This is a genomic window from Spirosoma luteum DSM 19990, assembly GCF_000374065.1.
In the GTDB taxonomy this organism is placed as follows: domain Bacteria; phylum Bacteroidota; class Bacteroidia; order Cytophagales; family Spirosomataceae; genus Spirosoma; species Spirosoma luteum.
Map to the genome: position 1 here is coordinate 93,933 of NZ_KB893250.1, position 20,679 is coordinate 114,611.

At 53.0% G+C, this 20,679-nt stretch carries 25 protein-coding genes; 9 read left to right on the top strand and 16 right to left on the bottom strand.

Going from position 1 to position 20,679, the window contains the following annotated elements; genetic code table 11:
- Positions 1-2 precede the first annotated feature (2 nt).
- Together B156_RS28960 and B156_RS0109270 are read right to left on the bottom strand one after the other, a co-directional pair.
- Positions 3-512, bottom strand: a complete 510-nt coding sequence (locus B156_RS28960; RefSeq protein ID WP_018619407.1) for a GNAT family N-acetyltransferase — start codon at positions 510-512, stop codon at positions 3-5.
- On the bottom strand, positions 509-1,132 hold the full coding sequence (locus B156_RS0109270) for a pyridoxamine 5'-phosphate oxidase family protein (RefSeq protein WP_018619408.1): 624 nt from the start codon (positions 1,130-1,132) through the stop codon (positions 509-511). The genes B156_RS28960 and B156_RS0109270 overlap by 4 nt, the downstream gene beginning before the upstream one ends.
- Before the next feature lie 24 nt (positions 1,133-1,156).
- Between B156_RS0109270 and B156_RS0109275 the strand changes: the two genes are divergently transcribed.
- Positions 1,157-2,707 carry an aminotransferase-like domain-containing protein gene (locus B156_RS0109275; RefSeq protein ID WP_026260720.1) on the top strand — a complete coding sequence of 517 codons (1,551 nt, stop codon included), beginning with the start codon at positions 1,157-1,159 and terminating at the stop codon, positions 2,705-2,707.
- 37 nt (positions 2,708-2,744) lie between these two features.
- Here the strand turns inward: B156_RS0109275 and B156_RS0109280 are convergent, their stop codons facing one another.
- From B156_RS0109280 to B156_RS0109295, 4 genes are all read right to left on the bottom strand, one after another.
- Complete coding sequence (locus B156_RS0109280) at positions 2,745-3,500, bottom strand: hypothetical protein (protein WP_018619410.1); 756 nt, start codon at positions 3,498-3,500, stop codon at positions 2,745-2,747.
- A gap of 79 nt (positions 3,501-3,579) precedes the next feature.
- The gene (locus tag B156_RS32385; RefSeq protein WP_018619411.1) at positions 3,580-3,843 is read right to left on the bottom strand and encodes an Ada metal-binding domain-containing protein; all 264 of its coding nucleotides are present in this window, start codon (positions 3,841-3,843) and stop codon (positions 3,580-3,582) included.
- 5 nt (positions 3,844-3,848) lie between these two features.
- On the bottom strand, positions 3,849-4,544 hold the full coding sequence (locus B156_RS0109290; protein ID WP_018619412.1) for a 2OG-Fe(II) oxygenase: 696 nt from the start codon (positions 4,542-4,544) through the stop codon (positions 3,849-3,851).
- Between the two features lie 3 nt (positions 4,545-4,547).
- Complete coding sequence (locus tag B156_RS0109295) at positions 4,548-5,405, bottom strand: methylated-DNA--[protein]-cysteine S-methyltransferase (RefSeq protein WP_026260721.1); 858 nt, start codon at positions 5,403-5,405, stop codon at positions 4,548-4,550.
- Positions 5,406-5,564: 159 nt separating this feature from the next.
- On the opposite strand from B156_RS0109295, the gene B156_RS0109300 reads away from it, so the two are divergent.
- Together B156_RS0109300 and B156_RS0109305 are read left to right on the top strand one after the other, a co-directional pair.
- The gene (locus tag B156_RS0109300; RefSeq protein ID WP_018619414.1) at positions 5,565-5,864 is read left to right on the top strand and encodes a YtxH domain-containing protein; all 300 of its coding nucleotides are present in this window, start codon (positions 5,565-5,567) and stop codon (positions 5,862-5,864) included.
- Between the two features lie 164 nt (positions 5,865-6,028).
- Positions 6,029-6,334, top strand: coding sequence for a hypothetical protein (locus B156_RS0109305; RefSeq protein ID WP_018619415.1), 306 nt, complete (start codon positions 6,029-6,031; stop codon positions 6,332-6,334).
- Positions 6,335-6,417: 83 nt separating this feature from the next.
- Here B156_RS0109305 and B156_RS0109310 read toward each other — a convergent pair whose 3' ends face one another.
- The 6 genes from B156_RS0109310 to B156_RS0109335 all read right to left on the bottom strand — a co-directional run bounded on the left by B156_RS0109310 (position 6,418) and on the right by B156_RS0109335 (position 10,027).
- A complete protein-coding gene (locus tag B156_RS0109310) occupies positions 6,418-6,882 on the bottom strand; it encodes a hypothetical protein (RefSeq protein WP_018619416.1) in 465 nt (154 codons plus the stop codon).
- Between the two features lie 60 nt (positions 6,883-6,942).
- Entirely contained in the window at positions 6,943-7,635 is a 693-nt protein-coding gene (recO, locus tag B156_RS0109315; RefSeq protein WP_018619417.1) for a DNA repair protein RecO, read from the bottom strand.
- Between the two features lie 77 nt (positions 7,636-7,712).
- Positions 7,713-8,132, bottom strand: a complete 420-nt coding sequence (locus tag B156_RS0109320; RefSeq protein WP_018619418.1) for an arsenate reductase ArsC — start codon at positions 8,130-8,132, stop codon at positions 7,713-7,715.
- On the bottom strand, positions 8,129-8,581 hold the full coding sequence (gene arsN2 / locus B156_RS0109325) for an arsenic resistance N-acetyltransferase ArsN2 (protein ID WP_245563708.1): 453 nt from the start codon (positions 8,579-8,581) through the stop codon (positions 8,129-8,131). The genes B156_RS0109320 and arsN2 overlap by 4 nt, the downstream gene beginning before the upstream one ends.
- Positions 8,582-8,617: 36 nt before the next feature.
- On the bottom strand, positions 8,618-9,532 hold the full coding sequence (arsM, locus tag B156_RS0109330; protein WP_018619420.1) for an arsenite methyltransferase: 915 nt from the start codon (positions 9,530-9,532) through the stop codon (positions 8,618-8,620).
- A 165-nt stretch (positions 9,533-9,697) separates the two neighbouring features.
- Entirely contained in the window at positions 9,698-10,027 is a 330-nt protein-coding gene (locus tag B156_RS0109335; RefSeq protein ID WP_018619421.1) for an ArsR/SmtB family transcription factor, read from the bottom strand.
- Positions 10,028-10,135: 108 nt separating this feature from the next.
- Between B156_RS0109335 and B156_RS0109340 the strand changes: the two genes are divergently transcribed.
- Positions 10,136-10,972 (top strand): fumarylacetoacetate hydrolase family protein, encoded by an 837-nt coding sequence (locus tag B156_RS0109340; protein ID WP_018619422.1) that lies wholly within the window; start codon positions 10,136-10,138, stop codon positions 10,970-10,972.
- Positions 10,973-10,982: 10 nt separating this feature from the next.
- Here the strand turns inward: B156_RS0109340 and B156_RS0109345 are convergent, their stop codons facing one another.
- Positions 10,983-11,996, bottom strand: a complete 1,014-nt coding sequence (locus tag B156_RS0109345) for a cation diffusion facilitator family transporter (RefSeq protein ID WP_018619423.1) — start codon at positions 11,994-11,996, stop codon at positions 10,983-10,985.
- Between the two features lie 73 nt (positions 11,997-12,069).
- On the opposite strand from B156_RS0109345, the gene B156_RS0109350 reads away from it, so the two are divergent.
- Positions 12,070-12,618: an NUDIX domain-containing protein gene (locus tag B156_RS0109350; protein ID WP_018619424.1), complete on the top strand. Its 549-nt coding sequence runs from the start codon at positions 12,070-12,072 to the stop codon at positions 12,616-12,618.
- A gap of 157 nt (positions 12,619-12,775) precedes the next feature.
- Positions 12,776-13,414: a LysE family translocator gene (locus B156_RS0109355; protein ID WP_018619425.1), complete on the top strand. Its 639-nt coding sequence runs from the start codon at positions 12,776-12,778 to the stop codon at positions 13,412-13,414.
- A 46-nt stretch (positions 13,415-13,460) separates the two neighbouring features.
- Here B156_RS0109355 and B156_RS0109360 read toward each other — a convergent pair whose 3' ends face one another.
- The 3 genes from B156_RS0109360 to B156_RS0109370 all read right to left on the bottom strand — a co-directional run bounded on the left by B156_RS0109360 (position 13,461) and on the right by B156_RS0109370 (position 16,126).
- Complete coding sequence (locus B156_RS0109360; RefSeq protein WP_026260723.1) at positions 13,461-15,002, bottom strand: GH3 family acyl-acid amido synthetase; 1,542 nt, start codon at positions 15,000-15,002, stop codon at positions 13,461-13,463.
- A gap of 82 nt (positions 15,003-15,084) precedes the next feature.
- Positions 15,085-15,861 (bottom strand): 5'/3'-nucleotidase SurE, encoded by a 777-nt coding sequence (surE, locus tag B156_RS0109365; protein ID WP_018619427.1) that lies wholly within the window; start codon positions 15,859-15,861, stop codon positions 15,085-15,087.
- A 34-nt stretch (positions 15,862-15,895) separates the two neighbouring features.
- Positions 15,896-16,126: a hypothetical protein gene (locus B156_RS0109370; RefSeq protein ID WP_157626976.1), complete on the bottom strand. Its 231-nt coding sequence runs from the start codon at positions 16,124-16,126 to the stop codon at positions 15,896-15,898.
- A 92-nt stretch (positions 16,127-16,218) separates the two neighbouring features.
- On the opposite strand from B156_RS0109370, the gene B156_RS0109375 reads away from it, so the two are divergent.
- The 3 genes from B156_RS0109375 to B156_RS0109390 all read left to right on the top strand — a co-directional run bounded on the left by B156_RS0109375 (position 16,219) and on the right by B156_RS0109390 (position 20,446).
- Positions 16,219-16,842, top strand: coding sequence for a hypothetical protein (locus B156_RS0109375; RefSeq protein ID WP_018619429.1), 624 nt, complete (start codon positions 16,219-16,221; stop codon positions 16,840-16,842).
- Between the two features lie 107 nt (positions 16,843-16,949).
- The gene (locus B156_RS0109380; RefSeq protein ID WP_018619430.1) at positions 16,950-18,410 is read left to right on the top strand and encodes a DASH family cryptochrome; all 1,461 of its coding nucleotides are present in this window, start codon (positions 16,950-16,952) and stop codon (positions 18,408-18,410) included.
- A 527-nt stretch (positions 18,411-18,937) separates the two neighbouring features.
- Complete coding sequence (locus B156_RS0109390) at positions 18,938-20,446, top strand: IPT/TIG domain-containing protein (RefSeq protein ID WP_026260724.1); 1,509 nt, start codon at positions 18,938-18,940, stop codon at positions 20,444-20,446.
- The last annotated feature ends 233 nt before the right edge of the window (positions 20,447-20,679 follow it).

Consider the following 20,679-nt stretch of genomic DNA (forward strand, 5'->3'; position numbering starts at 1 on the left):
GATCAGGCAGGGCCGGTTTGCAAAAATAGCACCATCTGTTCTTCATCATAATAGGCATCCCCGTCTTTAATCCCCCGTTTTTCGTGCGCGAATACGGTAAAACCAAGCGACGCATACAGCCGTTTTGCCGCGTAATTAGTGGCAACAACGGTGAGGTTTATCTGCTCGATGCTACCTAGTTCAAGTACGCGCTTTATCACCTCGTTCATCAACAGTCGTCCGTAGCCGCAACCGCTGTACTGAGCCGATATGTACATCCTGAAAAGCAATCCTTTATGCCGAACTTTTTCGCGATTTCTTCCTTCCCGCTCAAAGCTCACCACACCCGCCAGCTCATTCGTCTCTGTCAGCAAACCCAGGGTAAAACTATCAGGCTGTCCGGTGGTTGGGAAGGGTTCGCGGGCTTCATCGGCGGGGCTGATGCGGAAACAGTCGCGGTGCTGAACTAGGCCACTGGTGAAGGTGGTTTTGTACTGAACCTGATCGGTAACGGTCAATTCTACGATAGTCATGCCAGATAATCCGGTAGGGGTACGGCCGTTGTATCTTCTCTGGGAACGGGTGTTAATCGTACAGTTTGCAACGGCACCACGCCCGACCAGGTGGGCAAATTCATGTCTTCGGGGTCATCATTAGGGCCACCAGCGCGAATTTTGGCAGAGGCTTCGGCCAGTGAAAAACGCAATACCGTCGTCTTTCGCATTTCACTAGTTGTAGTAGGCCGCAGGTCGTCCCACCGGCCGGGTATAAGGTGGTCGGTAATCAGGGCAAGCGCGTTCATTTGCTCGGTTTCATCCGTCACCTTTTCTGCATTGGCGAAGATAACCACCGACCGATAGTTTACTGAGTGATGAAAAGCCGATTTTGCCAGGACCAGTCCATCGGCCAGCATAACGGTAATACAAACCGGTGCCCCGTTTTCAATGGCCCGGATAAAGTGACTCCCTACCGAACCATGAATGTACAGGCTGTTCTCTTGCCGGGCGAAGGCCGTAGGAATCGCCATCGGTTGCCCATCAACGGAAAAGCTTACGGTGCAAAAAAGGGCTTCGTCCAGAATGGAATGGATGGTTGTTTCATCGTAGTGGGCGCGTTTGGCCAACCGGCTGGGGGTTGTACGGGACGTTTGCATAGGATTCGCTGATTTAGACTACAAATGTCGTTCTTTGCCGGACTAGCAGAACCGTCCGATTTCAAGATAACAGCTAGTCCGGTTATGGTCCCCTTCAAATCACTTATTCAGGTCGACAGGTCATTGAGTACGCCCGTATTTTTGCAGGTAAGCGACCAGCTTGGTTTGCTCATTCAGCGGGGAATGCTCCTACCCGGTCAGCGGTTACCCGGTTCCCGCCAGTTGGCTACGCTGCTGGAACTAAACCGACAAACAATCGTAGCGGCTTATGATGAAGGCTTAGCGCAGGGCTGGCTCGAAAGCCAGTCGGGCAGTGGCACGTACGTAGCCGCGCATTTTCCCGAAGTCAGGCCGCAGCCGCTGGCACTGGGAGACAACCCACTCCGGAACAAACCGATAAGCAGTCAACCTGGTTACCCGGTCGAATCAACGGCTTTTCTACATCGTCCCGTCCTGACTCAGTCGGCGGGGTTACGACTGGATGATGGCCTTCCCGATATCCGACTGGCACCGATGGATGAGCTAAGCCGTGCTTACCGGTCGTATTTTAGGTGGGGCAATCCGCAGGCACACTTCGGCTACGGCGATACCAAAGGGCATCCACTGCTGCGCGAACAGCTCTCGCTGCACCTGAACGAAACGAGGGGCCTGCACACTGTACCAGACAATATTCTCATCACGCGCGGCAGTATTATGGGCCTGCACCTCACCTGTCAGATACTCCTCCGACCGGGCGATATCGTTGTGACGGGTGAAACGACCTGGGCGGGTGCAACCATGAATATCCAGAAAACGGGCGCATTACTAAAAACCGTACCCGTCGACCGGTATGGGATGGATGTTGATGCACTGGCGGATCTTTGTCAAAGAAACAGGATTCGGCTGGTATTCGTGAATCCCCACCATCACTACCCCACCACAGTAACGCTCCGGGCCGACCGGCGTATACGGTTGCTGCAACTGGCGGAACAGTACGGTTTTGCCATTCTGGAAGATGATTACGATTATGATTTTCATTACCTGAGACGCCCCATCCTGCCCCTGGCCAGTGCCGACCGGCAGGGCATGGTCGTGTATGTAGGGTCGCTTACCAAGTCGGTGGCACCCGCGTTTAGGGTGGGCTATGTGGTAGCACCCACGTCGTTGATTGACGAGCTGGCCCGGCTTCGGCGCATCATCGACCGGCAGGGCGACCCAATGCTTGAGTTTGCCATTGGGCAGTTGTTCAAAACGGGTGAGTTGAAACGTCACTTCCGGAAAGCGTTACGCACGTACCACGCCCGGCGGGACTACTTCTGCGACCTGCTGACCAGCGAATTACCTGATACCGTACAGTTTACCAAACCCGATGGGGGCATGGCCGTCTGGGCTACGTTCAATCCGACCGTAAACATGGAACAACTGGCCCGGCAGGCATCTACTAAGGGGCTTTATATGGCAAGCGGGCAGTCGCACAACCCGACTGGTCAGCAACTGAATGGAACCCGCCTGGGATTTGCCTCCAGCACGGAGGATGAGCTGGAGCAAAGTGTACTAATCCTGAAAAAGCTGCTTTCTAAAGGCTCTATTCGTTGACTGACCTTACTGGATTGGTAAAACTAAAACCCGTTTTCTAGTTAAAAATGCGGCCCAGTAATATGGATAGCGCAAAAAAACCACCTAACAGAAATAAAGCACGTACATACGTTCGCTTTCGTTCAAGTCGGTTCATCTGCTTCCAGGGCTTGACGACTTTACCAAAAGCACGACTCAGCAGGAAGAAACTACCCGCCAATATACCCGTACCCAAGAGAGCAACGACGAAAGCAAATGCGCCATTTCCAGCGCAGGCCAGATTACAGGCCAGCCCAACTGCGTAACCGCTCAGTATAATACCCAGCAGGAACAGTAGTACAAACCCCACTCGCTTGCCCGCCTGATTACCAACGGGCTGCTCGTTTATCACCGTTCGTTCTTCGTAATAAGCCGGGTTTGTAGACCGGGCATCCTTCGGACGTACGAGCGTGTCCGACCGCATGATTATTTCTCTACTACCCCATGCGGTATGGCTGGCAGTGGGGGTTTGAACACCAGAAGCCCATAATCCACCCAGCAGGACGAACAGGAAAAAGTTGGTCATGAATGCCCCAAACAGCCACCTTCGTCCGACCCAATAAGGCATGCTAGCTACCCGTGCCGATTGGGTTTGCAGGAAGAATGCCCCGGTCAGTAACCCGGCAACCGAAAGTAGCAACCCGCCTTCAGACCAGTCGTCCAGCAGATTCATACCCAGCAACAGGCCATTGACCGCGTTACCGACTTCGCATATTACTAATAACAGAATAGCCGTACGGGTGTGGCGGCTGGCCCAGCGGGAGATATTTTTCATGGACAACTCATCAGGTGAACAGGCTTTGAAAGCAACTCAGTCTGACAAGTTTAGGAGAAAAAGAGGGTAGTAACAAGGATTACTGAGTAGTCGGTACCCACGCCCGGTACGCTGCCCGCATGCAAATGGCGCAAGGCCGAAAACCCTGGGTCATTGCCTCTGCTGCATCGCGAAAAAATACCCGATTGTCCGTTTTCATCCGTTTCCCGGCCCGGCAATTCAGACGGCCATATATTTTTCCGGGGGCATGGCCAGCCAGCGTAATATTACCACTTCGTTTCAGTCTGGCCAATGCTTTTACCTGAGTGTAACGAGTTGGTCCCAGGTCAGTATGTTTTACCATCCAGCTTATCGTGCATCATGAAAAATCAGACCCAAGGTCATACGCTGCCCGCTTTTCACTTCGCTGACGCCGTGCCGCAGCCCGATGCGGTAATAACCCCGCGTCCCTTTCTCGGGTCTGAATTTTGTGGTAAACAACACAACCTGACCCTGGCTGGGTTGCAGGACAATGGCCCGCGACTGCATCCGGGGCCGCTGCTCCATCAGCACAAACTCGCCCCCCAAAAATTCGGGGCCTGGTTCACTCAGCATCAACACGGCCTGAAACGGAAAGTACAACTCGCCGTACATGTCCTGATGGAGGGCATTCCAGTCGCCCGTGCCGTATTGCAGCATCAACGGTGTGGGGCGGTTCTGTCCGGCTTCGTGACAAATGGCTAGCCACTCATCCAGCGTGTTTGGATAACGTTGGGTAATGCCGAGTTTCCCGTTCCAGTCGTTGGCAACCGGGGCTAATTGCCGGTATAGTTCGTGTCGAAGCGCATCAATAGTGGGTGGCAGCGGATAGTTGAAGTAGTTGTATTTACCCCGGCCAAAGCCATGCTTTTGCATTACAATCGTTTTACGAAAGTGCTCGTGTAGGTCGAACAAAAAAGCTAGTTTACGGCACTCATCGGCCGAGAGAAGGGGTGGCAACAGCGCAAATCCCCTTTCGGATAAAGTCTGCAGATGGTCCGTCCAGTTGAGCGTATACGTATCCATGCGTTACGAATGAGAATCGGTTCGGGCGGCTTCCCAGCCAAGCATCGCCTGTTTACGTTCTGCTCCCCATCGGTACCCACCGAAGAGGCCAGTCTTTTTGATAACCCGATGGCAGGGAATCAGGTAGCCAACGGGGTTGCTGCCAATGGCCGTTCCTACTGCCCGCGAAGCCGTCGGTTGCCCGATAGCTTCGGCAATCCGGTCGTAACTGGCCAAGTGGCCTTCGGGGATTTTCAGCAGGGCTTCCCACACTTTGAGCTGAAACGCCGAGCCACGCAGCAGAACCGGTAACCGGTCTTTTTGTACCGCGCCGTTCGCTGCAGGAGATGAAAAAATCTGGTCGGCCAGCGGTTGCAGCAAGGCAGGTTCGTGCTGGAGGGTTACTTCGGGCCAGGCCGTTACCAGAATCGTTTCGGGTTCATCGCCTTCGCTCAAGAAGTGCAGCAGCGCAATTTTTCCGCTTATAGTGCCCAACACGTAATGCCCGAACGGACTATCGAACACGCCATACGAAAGCACTATCCCCAAACCCGCCTGCCGAAACTGCCCCGGCGTTACGCCTTCGATGCTCACAAATAAATCGTGGAGACGACCCGTACCGGAAAGGCCCGCTTCATAGGCCGCATCGGCAAGGGGAGCACCGTTTCGGAGTCGGGCTTTGGCGTGTTCGAGCGTCATGTATTGTCCGAATTTCTTGGGACTTACCCCCGCCCATTCGGTGAAAAGACGCTGGAAATGAAACTCGCTCAGGTTGGCCTTTTCGGCTAGTTCGCTCAGGGATGGCTGCTCCCGGAAGTGGGTGGTCAGGTGCTCGATGGCGCGGGCAATCTGCCGGTAGGTGTAGGCGTTGCTGGTGTTCATTTGGTTGACGTTTACCTGTACAAAAGTCACCATAAGTCCGTAGCAGAAAAACCCGATTCTTGCGGAGTTCACCACTAGTGCATAGGTACGTACTTTCTTTGTGTTGCTTTGTCAAAACTTTTCGGTAGGTTTCGTTCATAATCTAACTACGTAGAAATCATGCCTGTCAACGCGAAACATTTGGCCACCTTTATCCTTGGCGCAGCCGCCGGAGTGGCCCTTAACAAATACGCTCAGTCGGAAGATGGCCAGAAACTGATGACTGATTTGAAAGAAAAAGGGATGCAGCTCAAAACGGAAGCCGAAGGAGCCGTTGACCATGCTCCGGATTATTTCGACAAGCTGAAAGAGCAGTTATCAGACATGCTGAAAGCCAACTTCCCCGATGCCGAAGCAACCATCGACGACGTATTGGGCAAAAAGAAGATTACCCCACTCGACCCGCCCAGCGAAGGATAAACTCAGTAGGTAACCCAGGAACGCCGGACTAGAAAGTCCGGCGTTCTTTGTTGCGAACAGCACCCGGAAACCCGAATGAGGTGAGAATAACCGGGTGAGAATGTATCAAGTCAAACCATTTGCCTCATCAGGAGTTATTAATCCAGTACTTAATTAAAAGCACAATGGATAAGCTACAAAAGTTTGAGTTGATGAACAAGATTGTTCGTGAACTGGAAGACCTACAGAATAGTCAAACAGCCCTGATCGAGAAGATTGGTAAAATTGAGGTAGACAATATGAACGGGTTGAACGACAGGTTCCTGGAGAAAAACCTTGGCGAGATGCACAGCAAAGTAGCCGAAAATGTTGATGCCGTATCCAACATTTTTACTCACTTTGAAGAGCAGCGCGATGAGTATGCCGAAAAGAACAAATCGGCTATTGAAGCACTGGAAGCTCAGGCCGCCATCGAAGCTGCCAACGAATAGTCTTTATTTTTGCACAGATGGATACAGAAACGCCGGGCTCCTGAAAGCCCGGCGTTTCTGTGTTTTACAGACAGCTTACGCGTTCAGTTTTTCAACCGCACGTATTTCTCGATATTCAACCGGTCGATACCCGCCTTTTCTATTTTTTCGATACCCCGTTGAACGAGGGTATCATTTTTCAGGGAAACGGTGAAGGTGAAGTCATGGCCCTCCCACTCCCGCTCGTTGCAGTACTCCAGGTGCTCGGTGTACGAACTATCCACGAGGGTGTACCGCCCCCCTCCTGAATCATAATTAGCCGCCGAGTCTTTGTTCACGCTATGTTTTAAGAAAGCGAAGTGGGAGCCGTTGATGATTTTGATGAAGGAGGTGTTTTTTGTGTAATCCGTCACCGACGTATCCCCTTTTTCAATCAGCGTACCCGACAGCAACTGCCAGGTCCCAACGAGTGACCCGGACAATCCTCCGCCATCGTTTTTCTTCGTTTCTCCGTTACAGGCGCAGAGTAAGGCACTGATCAGAACAGACGCAATTGATCGTTTTATCATTTTTTTGTGTACAGAAGCGTACCGGAATGGTTTCCAGTTAAACGAGCAAGCGCTTTCCTTCTACCCTAGCACTTCCCGCAGCACGGGTAATGACTTCACTTCGCCGAGGGAGTCGATATGAATATGGTAGTAGGCAACCAGGGCATCAAGAAGTTCGTTTCGGGCGGCCCGGCTTAGTTTGATGGGTGTTCCCAACGATTGCCGAAGCATGATGTTCAGCGCCGTGTCCATCTCATTGTCGGGTAAAAAAGGGTAGGCATTTTCGCGGAGCTGGCCCTCGAACTCACGGGCCGACTCCGGACCGAAGCCCAGAAAAAACGACAGCTTTAGCAGGAAAGCGATATGAAAATTCTCGTAGTTCAGTTGGGCCTCCTCTAGGAACAGCACGGATTCAACCAGAAACCGGAAGAGCATAGGGCTACTGGCTTCCTCCTTCAGTACCTTGTTCAGAAACTCCGTCACGAACATCGCAATAGTCGACTTAGACACGTCGAACGGAAGGCTCTGAAACGGGGCACTGGTCTTCACTTCTGATATTCGATGCAAATCCCGGTCGGGTTTATTATACACGACCATTTCCAGCAATGTCAGCGGTTGAAACAGGGCAATCCGATTGTTCTTGCTGCGGGCCGTTCGTACACTATTGACAATGTAACTTTGCAGACCGAACTCTTCGGTATAGATGCGGGCGATAATGGAGGTTTCGCGGTAGCGGATGTAGCTGAGGGCGATTCCTCTGGTTTTTTGGAGCATTATGGTACGATGCCTGCTTTCCGGCAAGCATCGTACAAGATACGGCTTTTAGCCGTCAAAACCGCCTGGCAACTCACTCAAACCGGTACGTTCAGCTCAATAAACGCCTGACTGAATGCCTTAATCTGGTCGCGGATACGCCGGTAGTTGTTCATGACCACTTCCGGGTCGCCCGTTACTTTTGACGGGTCTTCAAAATTGTGGTGTGTGCGGTGCGTCCGGCCAATCCAGACCGGGCAACGCTCATTGGCACTGTCGCACACGGTAATCACAAAATCAATGGGCAGGTGAGCGTATTCATCCACCAGGTTGGAGGTATGATGACTGATATCTACGCCATCTTCCGCCATAACCTGCACCGCTTTCGGGTTCAGGCCGTGCGTTTCGACGCCCGCACTCAGTACGTCGGCATTCGTTCCGGCAAAGCGTTGCAAATACCCATGTGCCATCTGGCTGCGGGTCGAGTTGCCCGTGCAAAGCACCAAAATTCGTTTCATACAGCCTGTGTTAGTTTCATCACAGTGGCCGAGGATGGACAAAGGCTACTGAATTGACTGGTTTTCGTGATGGCATCGGGTACGGTAGAGCGGTCTACCGGCGCAAAACCCAGACGTTGAAAATACTGGTCGGCAGTAGTGGTGAGCAAATATAAGGTACTGATAGCCTGTCTTTTCGCTTCGTCAAATGCCCGGTCGCACAACTGGCGGGCAACGGGGCGGTTCCGATGGGTTGCATCCACACATAGCGAGCGTAGCAGGCCAACGTTTTCGTAGACGTCAACCCCGATAGAACCAACGAGTTTTTCTCCGTCAAAGGCCAGCCAGAAATTGGGCAAATCGACTGGTAGATCCTCAACGGGTAATTGATTTTGGGTTAGCAGCTGTACTAGCTCAGGCAAATTTTCCGGGCGGGCAGGTTGAATGATTATAGCCATAGTTGTGCTCATAATTCAATAAATGTACGGGCAGAAATGAGCATAAAATCAGCAACAGGCAGCTCCAGTTACCTTATTGGCAGAAGCTTCACAACAGGGTTTTGGCTGCAAAGTACCCGGTTTTTCCGCATACACCGTAATGCTGAAAATGCCTTGCTCCGAGCTGATTTTGTACTGCTGCAACGCATCCGGGCTAAGGTAGTTGAGCAAAAGCTGGTCGGGTAAATTGATTTCCTTCCGCTTTTGCACCAACACGCCCGTAAAACCAGCTTCGGCCACTAGGCGCAGGTAATCCTGTTCCGAAATTGCCCCCGACACACAACCCGCATACAGTTCGGCGTCGCGCCGTAATCCATCGGGCAAGTCACCGACCAGCACAATATCCGACATGCTGAAATGGCCACCCGGCTTCAAAATACGGTACGTTTCGGCAAAGGCTTTCTGATCGGGCACGAGGTTCATGACGCAGTTACTCACAACCACATCGGCCAGCGATTCGGGCAGGGGCATTTCTTCAATGTCGCCGTACACAAATTCCGCATTGGCATAGCCCAGCGTTTTGGCATTTTTGCGGGCGCGGTCTATCATGGCAGGCGTCATATCGAGGCCAATTACCCGGCCCGTTTCACCCGTTTCGGCACGCGCCACGAAGCAATCGTTCCCCGCACCCGAACCAAGGTCAACAACCACATCACCGGCCTTTATGTGGGCAAACTGCGTGGGCAGGCCGCAGCCCAATTCCAAATCGGCTTCAACCGCATACCCCTCTACCGACGCGTATTCGTCATTCATCAAAATGCTATAAGAAGCATCTGTTGCGGCTGGCCCGCAACAACTGGAGGGTCCCGGACTGGAGGGTCCCGGACTACACCCACCAACGGCTACACCCTGTGCGTTTTCGGCCTGGGCAATTTGGCCGTATTTCTGGCGTACTAGTTCCTTGAGTTCTTCGGCTGTGTTCATGGTTAATGTGGTTTAATTTATCGTACTATTACGATTGGTAAAGGCAAAAAAATAGCTACGATTTATCAGGTATTCCGGACTTCAGTCCGGTAACCATGGGCTGGGTTGTGGCTGGAAACACTAACCTACGATTGCCGGACTGAAGTCCAGGATACCTGCATTTCTTTAACAACAACTTTGTTCCACCCGAAACGTATCCAGTAGCTGCCCAAATACCTGCCGGGCTTCTTCCCAGACTGGCTCATTGATGCAGTAGCACACGCGGGGTGGGTCAATATCGCCCTTAATGATGCCAATGCGTTTGAGTTCTTTTAAATGCTGGGATACCGTAGCCTGCGCCAGTGGCAGTTCGTCTACCAAATCACCACAGACGCAGGCTTTTTTCTCGGCCAGCAATTGCAAAATAGCCACCCTGGCCGGATGGGCAAAGGCTTTGGCCAGTTCTGCCACGCGGTTTTGCTGATTGGTAAACAGGTCGGTTTTCGCTAATCCCATGTCGGTTACAGGCCCATCAGTTATAAGTCTGAATTAATACATCGCAATAGTACGATAGAGTAAAGTCTACTGCAAGAAATCTTTGTAGATTGTACATTATTTCTTTCCATGAAACTTTACAAAACCCGCTCCGGCTTCGTTATTGAGTCCCAGAATCAATTTTATGCCGTGCCCGTTGCCGATTGGGACACGCTGATCAACCGCGACGACCTTCATGCTCATTTGCAGAAATTGATTGCCACCGCTACACCCGGCGATGAATACCAGGACTGGACAAAAACGGGACTGCTGGCCCCCATTGGCCGCCAGGAAGTGTGGGCATCGGGTGTTACGTACCTGCGCAGCCGCAATGCCCGCATGGAAGAGTCGAAGAAGTCCGGAGGGGACAACTTTTATGATCGTGTCTACGATGCCGAGCGGCCCGAATTGTTTTTTAAAGCCACCGCCGAACGCGTCGTGGGTCCGGGCGGCAACGTGCGTATCCGCGCCGACTCGACCTGGGATGTACCGGAACCGGAGCTAACGCTGTTCATCAGTTCATCCGGCAAAATTGTGGGGTACACCTGTGGCAATGACATGAGTTCGCGGAGCATCGAAGGCGAAAATCCGCTGTACCTACCGCAGGCCAAGTCATACGACGGCAGCGCGGCTTTAGGTCCCTGCCTGCACGTCCCCGAAGCCCCTATAGCCCCAGACACCCAGATTCGACTCGAAATTGTGCGCAATGGGCAGGCCGTTTTTACTAACAATATCGCCATCAACCAGATGAAGCGGCAACATACCGAACTGGTTGAATACCTCTACCGCGAGTGTTCATTTCCGAACGGCTGCTACCTGATGACCGGCACCGGCATTGTACCGGGTGACGATTTCACGCTCCGTTCCGGCGATGAAGTAAGCATTACGATTGAAGGAATTGGTACGCTGACCAATACGGTTGCATAACCATTTACGCCTAACCGGAGGCTGCAGGAGCTACTAGCGGCACGAAGTGCTTCTGATTCAGGGGCAAATTTTCGGCCGTCCAGTTAACGTCGCCCACAAAGGCGAAGGCCCGCACGGGGCAGTTGGCTACCCGGCAGTAATGGCAGCACTCTTTTATGCAGGGATCAGTGTGAACGAAAATTTCAACTTCACCCTGAAACCCTGCTTTCAGGGTATTTTCAAAGTGGTGAACTTCGTTGTGTACCTGCGTCAGTTCCCAGTAATAGGGAAGCGTCAGATGGCAGTCTATATGCAGGTCGGCACCGTATTTCTGAACGCGCAGGTTATGCACGTCAATCCAGTTGTGGTCCCGGTGAACATTCAGCAAATTGACTACCCGGTGCAGCGTTGGCACATCGGTCTCGTCCATGAGCCGGGCCACCGACTGACGGGTAATCATAAATCCGTTGTAAATAATGACGATGGCCAACACGACCGATAGGGCGCTGTCAATCCACCCTTTACCCGTCAGCGCCACCAGACCAACCCCAATTATGACTACTATACTACTAACCGTATCGGTGAGCAGGTGCTTGCCGTCGGCAGTCAGCGCGGCAGAGTCAGCCTGCCGACCCGTTCGGATGAGCATCCAGCCCACAAAGGCGTTGGCGATGGCCGTAAGCCCCACCAGAGCGATACCCCAGTCGAGGTGCGTGAGCGTTTTCGGCTCGAAAAAGCTAAGGATAGCCTGCCACATAATGACCAGCCCCGCCGACAGAATCATTGACCCCTCGAACCCCGCCGATAAAAACTCGATTTTCCCGTGTCCGTAGGGATGGTTTTGGTCAGCGGGCTGATTGGCTAGGTAGATGCTGTAAAACGCAAATCCACTGGCAATTACGTTGACGATGGATTCGACCGCATCCGTCAGAATAGCCGTTGAATAGGTCAGGAAATAGGCCGTGAATTTAAGGACCAGCAGAACGATACTCAGTCCCAATGAGATGCCCATCCAGCGGTATTTTGTTTGTTGACTGGCACTCATGAAGGGTAGCTGGTGGCGGTTAGTTTAGACAAAGTTAACCATTCGTAGCGGGAATGTTTGTACTTTCGTCCGCATGAACTCGACTGAAAACCCCTGGCAAACGCTCCAATCGTCGGTTACCTACGAAAACCCCTGGTTGGCCATCCGGCACGAAGACGTGGTGACCCCAGCCGGAACACCCGGCATCTACGGCGTGGTTAGTTTTAAGAACAAAGCGGTGGGTGTCATCCCGATTGATGCCGATGGGAATACTTACCTCGTTGGCCAGTACCGGTATCCGCTCAATGAATATTCGTGGGAAATTCCCGAAGGAGGTTCTCCGCTTGGTACGGACCCGCTCGAATCGGCCCGGCGCGAACTGAAAGAGGAAACAGGACTCGAAGCCAGCAAATGGACTAAGATTGCCCGGATTCATACGTCCAACTCGGCTACCGACGAGGAAGGGTTTCTGTACATTGCCGAAGACCTGCAGCAGGGCGAACACGCCCCGGAAGAAACCGAAGACCTGCGTGTCTGGAAACTTCCCTTAGCCGACGCGGTACAGATGGCGATGAGCAGTCAGATTACCGATTCGCTCAGCGTAAGCGGCCTGTTAATCGTGGCCCGGTTGCGGGGAATTTAAACATGGTACCGGGTTTATGGTTTACGGTTTGAGGTTTACGGCGGTCCGTCGCACGGTTGGCTTACGCATAAAGTAGCCAACATACCACCCCAACCGTGCCAGTGGCCCGGCTTAAACCAGGAACCGTAAATTACAAACCGCAAACTGTAAACTGATTTTGTTTCTTCCTATACTCCTTGGTTTTCTGCTGGGTGCCGCCCTTTGCCTGACGTTCGGGACGGTGTTTTTTGCCCTGATTCAGAATAGTGTCGACAACGGATTTCGGTCGGGGATGAAAATCATTTTTGGCGTTATTGTCGGCGATATTCTGTTTGTTGCAGCGGCTTTGCTGGGAACGGCCTTTATCCCAAAGGCGCAGTGGTTCGAGAATCTGATGGCGGTAGTGGGCGTTGTCTTTCTGATTGCCCTGGGTCTGGTCAATATCCTGAAAGGAACGCCCCGGCTGGCCTATCCCAAAACCCGGTTTGGTAATTTCGTGTATTACTTCACGACCGGCTTTTTTCTGAACGCGCTCAACCCGGTCAATTTTGTGGCCTGGGTAGCTATAGTGGCGTATATTCGCTCGCACCTGCACTACTCCGATGCCCAGCAATACGGGTTTATGATTGCTGCCCTGGTGGGTGTGTTCGCTACCGAAACGGCCCTGGCTTATTACGCCAATCGGCTCAAACGGCTCTTTACGCCACGCGTCGTCAAGATATTCAACCGCACAACCGGTATCGTTTTCTTGATCGGAGCCGCCAACATCACCTATTCGCGGTTGCTCGAACCATTGCAGAAAGCGTTGAACTGGTGAGTATCGAATGATGAATGATTTGTGGGCATTCATCATTTATAATTCATCATTTACCTAAGAACGTTTCCCACTCCTTCACCATATCTTTTTTCAGGACGCGGGGGAATTTGTGCTGACCGCCCATTTTTCCTTTTGAGGCCATCCAGTCGTAGAAGGTTTTTGTGGGCAACACCGTCACGCTGATGTCTTTAAGCGCGTGTTTACGCTCCACGGCGTAATCGTCATTGAGCACCTTCAACTTGGCATCGAGCTGATTGCGAAACTCGTTAGCATCCACGGCATCGTCAGTGCCGATGTACCATTGATGGGCAAACAGCGTATCGTGCGTTACACCCGCCACTGTAAACTCCCGCACCGAAATGCCCAGGGCATCGGCTACGGTTTCAATGGCCTTATTCATATTATCCACCGACAGGTGTTCACCACACAGGCTCAGGAAGTGCTTGGTACGGCCCGTAATGACGATTTCGGCCCGTTTCGGATCGATGAACCGGATGGTATCACCAATTAAATAGCGCCAGGCACCGGAGCAGGTCGAAATGAGCAGGGCATATTCTTTACCTTCCTCTACCTCGTCAATCATGAGTGTTTTGGGCTTCTCCACCAGTTCGCCATCGGGTGAAAAGTTCTGCTCGTTGAACGGGATGAACTCAAAAAACAGCCCGTTGTTAAGCACCAGTTGCATCCCACGCGCATCCGGATGCGTCTGGTACGCAATGAACCCTTCCGAAGCTAAATAGGTCTCGATGTAAGTAATGGGGTGCGCCAGGAGCTTAGAGAAACCCGCTTTATACGGCTCAAACGAAACCCCGCCATGACAAAAAACCATCAGATTAGGCCATACGTCGTGAATAGTTTTGACGTTATAGCGGGCAATGATCTTTTCCATTAGCAACTGAATCCAGGCGGGAACGCCCACCACGTACCCAATATCCCACTTCCCTGCCTGTTCCGTGATTTCGTCCAGCTTCAGTGCCCAGTCGCGTTCCTGAGCAATGTTCCGGCCCGGCTTGTAAAACCGCTCGAACCAGATGGGAATTTTACCCGCTGTAATGCCACTGAGGTCGCCTTCAAAATGGCCCTCCCGCCTGTTTAACTGGGTACTGCCTCCCAGCATCAGGCACCCTTTCTCGTACAGGGTTGGGGGTAAGTTCTGGTATCGGCCAAGCGTCAGAATCTGCCGGACACCCGTCCGTTTGATGGCCTTGGTCATGGCCCGGGTAACGGGAATGTATTTGGTGGAGGCCTCCGACGTACCCGAACTCAGGGCAAAATACTTTACTTTACCCGGCCAGGTTACGTTTTTTTCGTTGGCCAGCGTCCGGTGCCACCAGCCATCGAACATCCTATTATAGTCATGGATAGGCACCTGTTGCTTGTACTTTTCGTAGAACTCGCGGGCAGGGCCAAACTCGGCCGACCGGAGTAACTCCTCAAAGCGATAGGCCTCCCCGAACTTCGTGAACTGTGCTTTCCGGACTAATTTCCGAAACGTTTTCCGTTGCTGCCGAAAAGGGGAAGCCGTTCGCAACCGGACGACATTCGTCAAGCGAATGCCACTTTTAAGCATGTTTCCTAAAAGAGCCATAGCTGAATTATAAATTATGAATGATGAATGATGAAATCACGTTAGCAATCACTCATTCATCATTTATAATTCATCATTAAGTTTAAAGTTTCCAGTCCTTTAACGTGTCCATCATGCGGTAGGCCGTCAGGTCGTACTGACAGGGTACAACGGACGTATAGTTATTAGCCAGTGCGTACTCGTCCGTGTCTTCGGCGTGCGTATCGAAGTTAACAAAATCACCGGCCAGCCAAAAATACCGTCGCCCGTGCGGGTCACGCCGTTCATCAAACACCTCCTGCCATTTGGCATTCGCCTGCCGACAAATACGAATTCCTTTCAGAGCCTCGGCCGCACGGGCCGGGAAGTTCACGTTCAGCGCCGTTCCGCGCTCCAATCCTTTCTCCAGCACATTGCGGGCGATGCTCAGGATGTGCTCATGCGTATGCGAGAAATCAGGCTGGCGGGTAAAATCGCCGAGGGAAAAGCCAATGGCCGGAATACCTTCGATGGCCGCTTCGATTGCCGCCGACATCGTGCCGGAGTACAAAATGCTGATCGACGAGTTACTGCCGTGGTTAATACCACTCACGACCAGGTCAGGGGCGCGGTCTTTCAGCACGTGGTGTTTCGCCAGTTTCACGCAGTCGGCGGGGGTGCCGGAGCATTCGTACGCGGGCACTTCGCCGTACAAATCAGAGGGATACAGGCGGATTGGATTCGCAATCGTAATGGCGTGCCCCATACCAGACTGGGGGCTGTTGGGTGCTACGACCACCACCGAACCCAGTTGCTTCATTAGTTCAACGAGCGTCCTGATGCCGTGGGCCGTAATGCCATCATCATTCGTGACTAATATTAAAGGCTTGTGTTCAGCCATGCATCGGATAGGTTGTTGTTAGTATACCCCAAACTTACGCAAATACGGGGTTATTGGCGGTTTTGTTCCCGATAAAAGCGGATGACGGGCCAGTTTGCCATCCGGCCTGCACGGAGGTCCAGGCCGGATAGATCAGAAAAAACAGGTAGCCAAACAGGTAGGAAAAGGCCCCGCTCAGGGAGAACGTATAGCCGGTCATAATGCACCAGTCCGGAAAGGATGAGTGTAGGATTACCAGTGCGTTAAGCGGGACCGGGTTCTTCACGGCGCAGGAATGTTTGTTTTGGTCAAAGCCAGCAAACTGCCTGGCCAACCGGTTTGTGCCAACATTTACGCCCACTAATTGATTATTGGATTATGAACAACCCAACGTCACCCTCCTCCGACCTGTCGCTCGTCTCGCTCACCCAGGACCCTGGCCGTGAAATTCTGGACAAATCTATTGCCGAGTACCTGGCGTTTTTACGTCGGCAACCTGCCTTCTGCGGAACGCCGGAGCAGCAGGAGAACCTGATCAAACACGTAGCCCGGGGTCAGGACCTGATTAAGCTCATCGCTGCCGAGCGGCTGAAGATTACCCGCGAAATCGACCACCAGAAACATGACTGGATGGAACTGGAGAAACAACTGGTAGCACCCATCGAATCCGCTATGCAACCCCTGAAAGAAGCCGTTGAGCGGTATAATCAGGAAGTGGTGCGAATCCGGGAACACCAGCAGGCCGAAGCGGATGGGCAACGTGCGCTTACCGAATCGGCTGATGCCTCCGAAACAGACTGGCTGAATCCTGACGTAACGCTTTCGCCCCTGCCCAAGGGCGTTCAGATGCGATGGGCTTTTACCATTGTAGATTCCAACCAAGTGCCCAATGGCTACTGGAGTATTGATGAGAGCCTGATAAAAAAAGCGATTGCCGATGGAACCAGGGACATTCCGGGCATTCGAATCTACCAGGAAGCGATCACCACGTTTCGTAAGTGAATTACAGCCAGTTAACGCGAGCATACGATTATAGGCGGGCCTGCTCTCAAACGAGGTGATTCGTTCGAAACAACCGCGTTGACCCGTCTGGCAGAGCGACTAATTCCATGAAAAATACCATTATCCACTGGTTTCGAAACGACTTGCGACTGCACGATAATACCGCGTTGTATCAAGCCTGTCAGGACGCTCAGGTCGTGTTGCCCGTTTATATCCTCGATCCTGCTTCGATTGAAACCCTGCCGGGTAGTACTTTTCCCAAAGCCAGGGAGCACCGGATGCGCTTTCTGCTCGAAAGTCTGGCCGATTTACGCCATAATCTGCGTCGGCAAGGGTCCGATCTGCTGATTCGCACGGGCGCGCCCCCTCAGGTGCTGGCCGAACTGGCAGAGCAGCACCGGGCCAGCGCCGTTTACGCCGGACAGGAAGCCACCACCGAAGAAACACGCCTGGAAGAGCAGGTCCGACAGGCGCTGCAACCCAGTGGCGCGCAACTGAACCTGGTCTGGATGCTCTCGCTGTATCATCCGGACGATTTACCGTTTGGCATAGCTCAGGTACCGGATGCGTACCGGGATTTCCGGAAAAGCTGCGAAAAACAGGCCCGGGTACGGGAAGAAACGCCCATGCCCACCTTGCCTCCCCTGCCCGATATTGCCGTCGGTCAGTTGCCCACCCTGGAGACCCTGGGCCTGGAGGTACCCCCGCCGAACGACCGGGCCGCCATCCATTTCGTAGGGGGCGAAACCGCAGCCCTGCAACGGATAGAGACGTATTTTTGGCAACGGGACCTGCTCCGTACCTATAAACATACCCGCAATCAGCTGCTGGGCGAAGACTATTCGAGTAAGTTTTCGGCCTGGTTGGCCAACGGTTGCTTATCCCCCCGCCGGGTATATTGGGAAGTCAGGCGCTACGAACAGGAGCGCAAAAAAAATGTATCGACGTACTGGCTAATCTTTGAACTGATCTGGCGGGATTATTTTCGGTTTCAGGCCGCCCGGCAGGGCAACCGTATTTTTCTGGCCAGCGGCCCACGGAATGTACCGACGGATGGCTGGAAAAAGGATTATGACCTGTTTGCCAGATGGGCCGCTGGTCAAACCGGCATTCCATTCGTGGATGCTAACATGCGGGAGCTAAACGCCACGGGCTATATGTCTAACCGGGGTCGTCAGAACGTGGCCAGCCTACTGCTCCACCGGGGCGAAAAGTCTGACCTGAGCGTGTGGTGGCCATGGGGAGCAGCCTACATGGAAAGCCTGCTGATCGATTACGATCCGGCCAGCAACTGGGGAAACTGGAACATGGTGGCCCAGGTTGGAGCGGATGCGCACGGCGACCGTTATTTTAACATGTATACCCAGGCCACCCGCTACGATCCCCAGGGCGAGTATGTTAAACGCTGGTGCCCCGAACTCCAGCACGTACCCGCCGATAAGCTTCATCTGTTATCGCTCAACAGTGCTCAGGAGTTGGCCAATTGGGGCGTTGAGTTGGGCACCACATACCCGTTTCCGTTAGTGAATCCGATCAAGTGGACACGTCGTAAACAGGAACAGGAGTAATACTCGTCTTTAGTTGGTACCGAATTAACCGCAGCCAGACAATGAATAATCAGGCCATTGGCTTGGCACAACAATACAACCCAGTTGATACGCACTACGAACCGACAACCCTCCGGCCAGTAGTTGAGTTAACGCACAAACCTCTGTAGCTGGTCATCACCTCACCCCTGAGCCTGTTCAGGGGGCAAAGACATTGATATCGCTCTGCTCTGAGGTAATCCGGATGCGCCCGTAGTGATCGGCGAACAACCTGTTTAGCCCGGTAGGCCCCAATTAGGTTCGAGCTAGAAGACGGTGAAGTGGTACCCATCGTAGCGGCACAAGCTAAGTTAGCCTCCCAATCCCAGTTGCTCCTGCGCAACGGTGGGCACAAACGCTTGGGGCCTATGCTACCGGTTGCTAAGCCAATGTCGCCGTTTGCTCAAATGGCCAGTACTCTCTCCTAAAGTTCTCATTACCTTTCTTATCAACGGCCATAATCCACTATGTGTCATACAGATTGACCAATATACTTACCGCTTGAAATCATGAAAAACGCCTTGCTTACCATCGTATTCCTGTTGAGCGTACTCCTGTCCTGCAAGAAAAGCGAACCGGAGCCATCACCCTTTTCAATCTTGGGTTTCACGCCCGTGCAGGGTGTTGTGGGTACAGCCGTAACCATTAGCGGAGAGGGTTTCTCTACCGATCCGGTTAAAAACGTCGTGAAGTTTGGCACTGGAGTCGCTACGGTTACAACAGCTTCGTCCACGCAGTTGGTGGTATCGGTTCCGGCTACGGCGCAGAGCGGAAAAATAACCGTTGAAACAGAGGGACGAACAGCCACCTCCGCCACCGATTTCACGTTCATCGACGGCCCCGTCGTTACAAGTTTCACACCCGAACAGGGTGAAGAAGGCGACCAGATTACCCTTACGGGACTGAATTTCACCAACAATACAGCCGTGAAATTCAACGGCATTGCGGCTACAGGCATTACCCGAACCAGCACGACCGCCCTGAAAGTTATTGTCCCCGATGGTGCTACAACGGGAAAAATCACGCTGGAGGACGCGGGCAAGTCCGGCACCTCGCCCACCGACTTTACGGTGATTGTTCCACTTTCGGCCAAAGCGACGGTTACCAAACTGGCGGGTATTCCGGCGTTTGCCACGTCCGGGGCCGATGGCGTTCGGATGGCGTATGCACCTAACCTACTGTACATAACCGGCCCCGGTCAGAAAACCGTGTACCGGATGGACCTCACCACCCTGGGCGTGGCCCCCTTCCAGACAACGGCCGATAGCCCCGTTGGCATTGCCACGTCCAGCGATCAGGTTTACGTTGGCGACACGGGCGCGGGTTACTACTACACCTACCGCTTTGGTAACTTCACCAAGTCAGCAGCCGCGGACCCCAAAGCTCAATCTTTCTCGCTCAAGCCGGGTGGAGCAACGGGCAAATACAGCTACATCTGCGCCAATTTCAACAATGAACTGGTAGGCATTGTGAACGGAACAGCAGGGGGCAATACAGCGTCCAGTTTCTCGACAACGCTGGTGAACGGCCAGCTCAAAGGCACGCCCGACCAGGCCAACGCCCAGTTGGGTACCAACGCTAAAAGTGTCTTCGTTTTCTGCAACCAGGCCCTCTGGAAACTCCAGCCCGACAATACCCTCAAACTTGTGGCCGGAACGGCGGGCCAGAAAGGCTACGTAGATGGCGCAGGCAGCGCAGCCCGGTTCCAGGATGGCGGCTACGCCCGAGGCAATACCATTGCCGTTGATGAAAGCGACAATGTGTACGTGAACGATTACGGGTCGGGCTGTGTGCGGAAGGTGGATGCGTCGGGGAATGTGACGACGGTGGTGGGCAACAAAAAATTCTTCGGGCAAACGGGAGCGACCAAGTCCGGCAGGGGCAACCGGATGGCGTTCCGCTTCGACCAGTTCGACATTGCCATCGCGCCCGACGGCACGCTCTACGTAATTGCCAACAATGATGTAACGAGTCAAACCCTGCGCTTTGCAGTCTATAAAGTGGTGTTCGATAAATAATGGTGCTGAAGAATGATGCCTAACTAAACCTCACCAAAAGCATCATTTACGGGTTAAGTCAGGTTAGACTATACACCAACTCGTTTGGTGCTGGCAGAAATAAGTCCTGTGAAACGCTAAAGGTTGGCTATTTTTGGCGGTACGCACGGCCTAAAGGTTCGATTGGACCCAGCAGCGCGTTCGCCTAATGCAAACTATCGTGTTGGCAGGTGGGACATTGTTCGGGATTCAGC

Excerpts from the sequence above, each read along its gene's own strand:
- B156_RS28960 (WP_018619407.1), bottom strand. The coding sequence starts at position 512 with ATGACTATCGTAGAATTGACCGTTACCGATCAGGTTCAGTACAAAACC.
- B156_RS0109270 (WP_018619408.1), bottom strand. The coding sequence starts at position 1,132 with ATGCAAACGTCCCGTACAACCCCCAGCCGGTTGGCCAAACGCGCCCAC.
- B156_RS0109275 (WP_026260720.1), top strand. The coding sequence starts at position 1,157 with ATGTCGTTCTTTGCCGGACTAGCAGAACCGTCCGATTTCAAGATAACA.
- B156_RS0109280 (WP_018619410.1), bottom strand. The coding sequence starts at position 3,500 with ATGAAAAATATCTCCCGCTGGGCCAGCCGCCACACCCGTACGGCTATT.
- B156_RS32385 (WP_018619411.1), bottom strand. The coding sequence starts at position 3,843 with ATGGTAAAACATACTGACCTGGGACCAACTCGTTACACTCAGGTAAAA.
- B156_RS0109290 (WP_018619412.1), bottom strand. The coding sequence starts at position 4,544 with ATGGATACGTATACGCTCAACTGGACGGACCATCTGCAGACTTTATCC.
- B156_RS0109295 (WP_026260721.1), bottom strand. The coding sequence starts at position 5,405 with ATGAACACCAGCAACGCCTACACCTACCGGCAGATTGCCCGCGCCATC.
- B156_RS0109300 (WP_018619414.1), top strand. The coding sequence starts at position 5,565 with ATGCCTGTCAACGCGAAACATTTGGCCACCTTTATCCTTGGCGCAGCC.
- B156_RS0109305 (WP_018619415.1), top strand. The coding sequence starts at position 6,029 with ATGGATAAGCTACAAAAGTTTGAGTTGATGAACAAGATTGTTCGTGAA.
- B156_RS0109310 (WP_018619416.1), bottom strand. The coding sequence starts at position 6,882 with ATGATAAAACGATCAATTGCGTCTGTTCTGATCAGTGCCTTACTCTGC.
- recO (WP_018619417.1), bottom strand. The coding sequence starts at position 7,635 with ATGCTCCAAAAAACCAGAGGAATCGCCCTCAGCTACATCCGCTACCGC.
- B156_RS0109320 (WP_018619418.1), bottom strand. The coding sequence starts at position 8,132 with ATGAAACGAATTTTGGTGCTTTGCACGGGCAACTCGACCCGCAGCCAG.
- arsN2 (WP_245563708.1), bottom strand. The coding sequence starts at position 8,581 with ATGAGCACAACTATGGCTATAATCATTCAACCTGCCCGCCCGGAAAAT.
- arsM (WP_018619420.1), bottom strand. The coding sequence starts at position 9,532 with ATGAACACAGCCGAAGAACTCAAGGAACTAGTACGCCAGAAATACGGC.
- B156_RS0109335 (WP_018619421.1), bottom strand. The coding sequence starts at position 10,027 with ATGGGATTAGCGAAAACCGACCTGTTTACCAATCAGCAAAACCGCGTG.
- B156_RS0109340 (WP_018619422.1), top strand. The coding sequence starts at position 10,136 with ATGAAACTTTACAAAACCCGCTCCGGCTTCGTTATTGAGTCCCAGAAT.
- B156_RS0109345 (WP_018619423.1), bottom strand. The coding sequence starts at position 11,996 with ATGAGTGCCAGTCAACAAACAAAATACCGCTGGATGGGCATCTCATTG.
- B156_RS0109350 (WP_018619424.1), top strand. The coding sequence starts at position 12,070 with ATGAACTCGACTGAAAACCCCTGGCAAACGCTCCAATCGTCGGTTACC.
- B156_RS0109360 (WP_026260723.1), bottom strand. The coding sequence starts at position 15,002 with ATGGCTCTTTTAGGAAACATGCTTAAAAGTGGCATTCGCTTGACGAAT.
- surE (WP_018619427.1), bottom strand. The coding sequence starts at position 15,861 with ATGGCTGAACACAAGCCTTTAATATTAGTCACGAATGATGATGGCATT.
- B156_RS0109375 (WP_018619429.1), top strand. The coding sequence starts at position 16,219 with ATGAACAACCCAACGTCACCCTCCTCCGACCTGTCGCTCGTCTCGCTC.
- B156_RS0109380 (WP_018619430.1), top strand. The coding sequence starts at position 16,950 with ATGAAAAATACCATTATCCACTGGTTTCGAAACGACTTGCGACTGCAC.
- B156_RS0109390 (WP_026260724.1), top strand. The coding sequence starts at position 18,938 with ATGAAAAACGCCTTGCTTACCATCGTATTCCTGTTGAGCGTACTCCTG.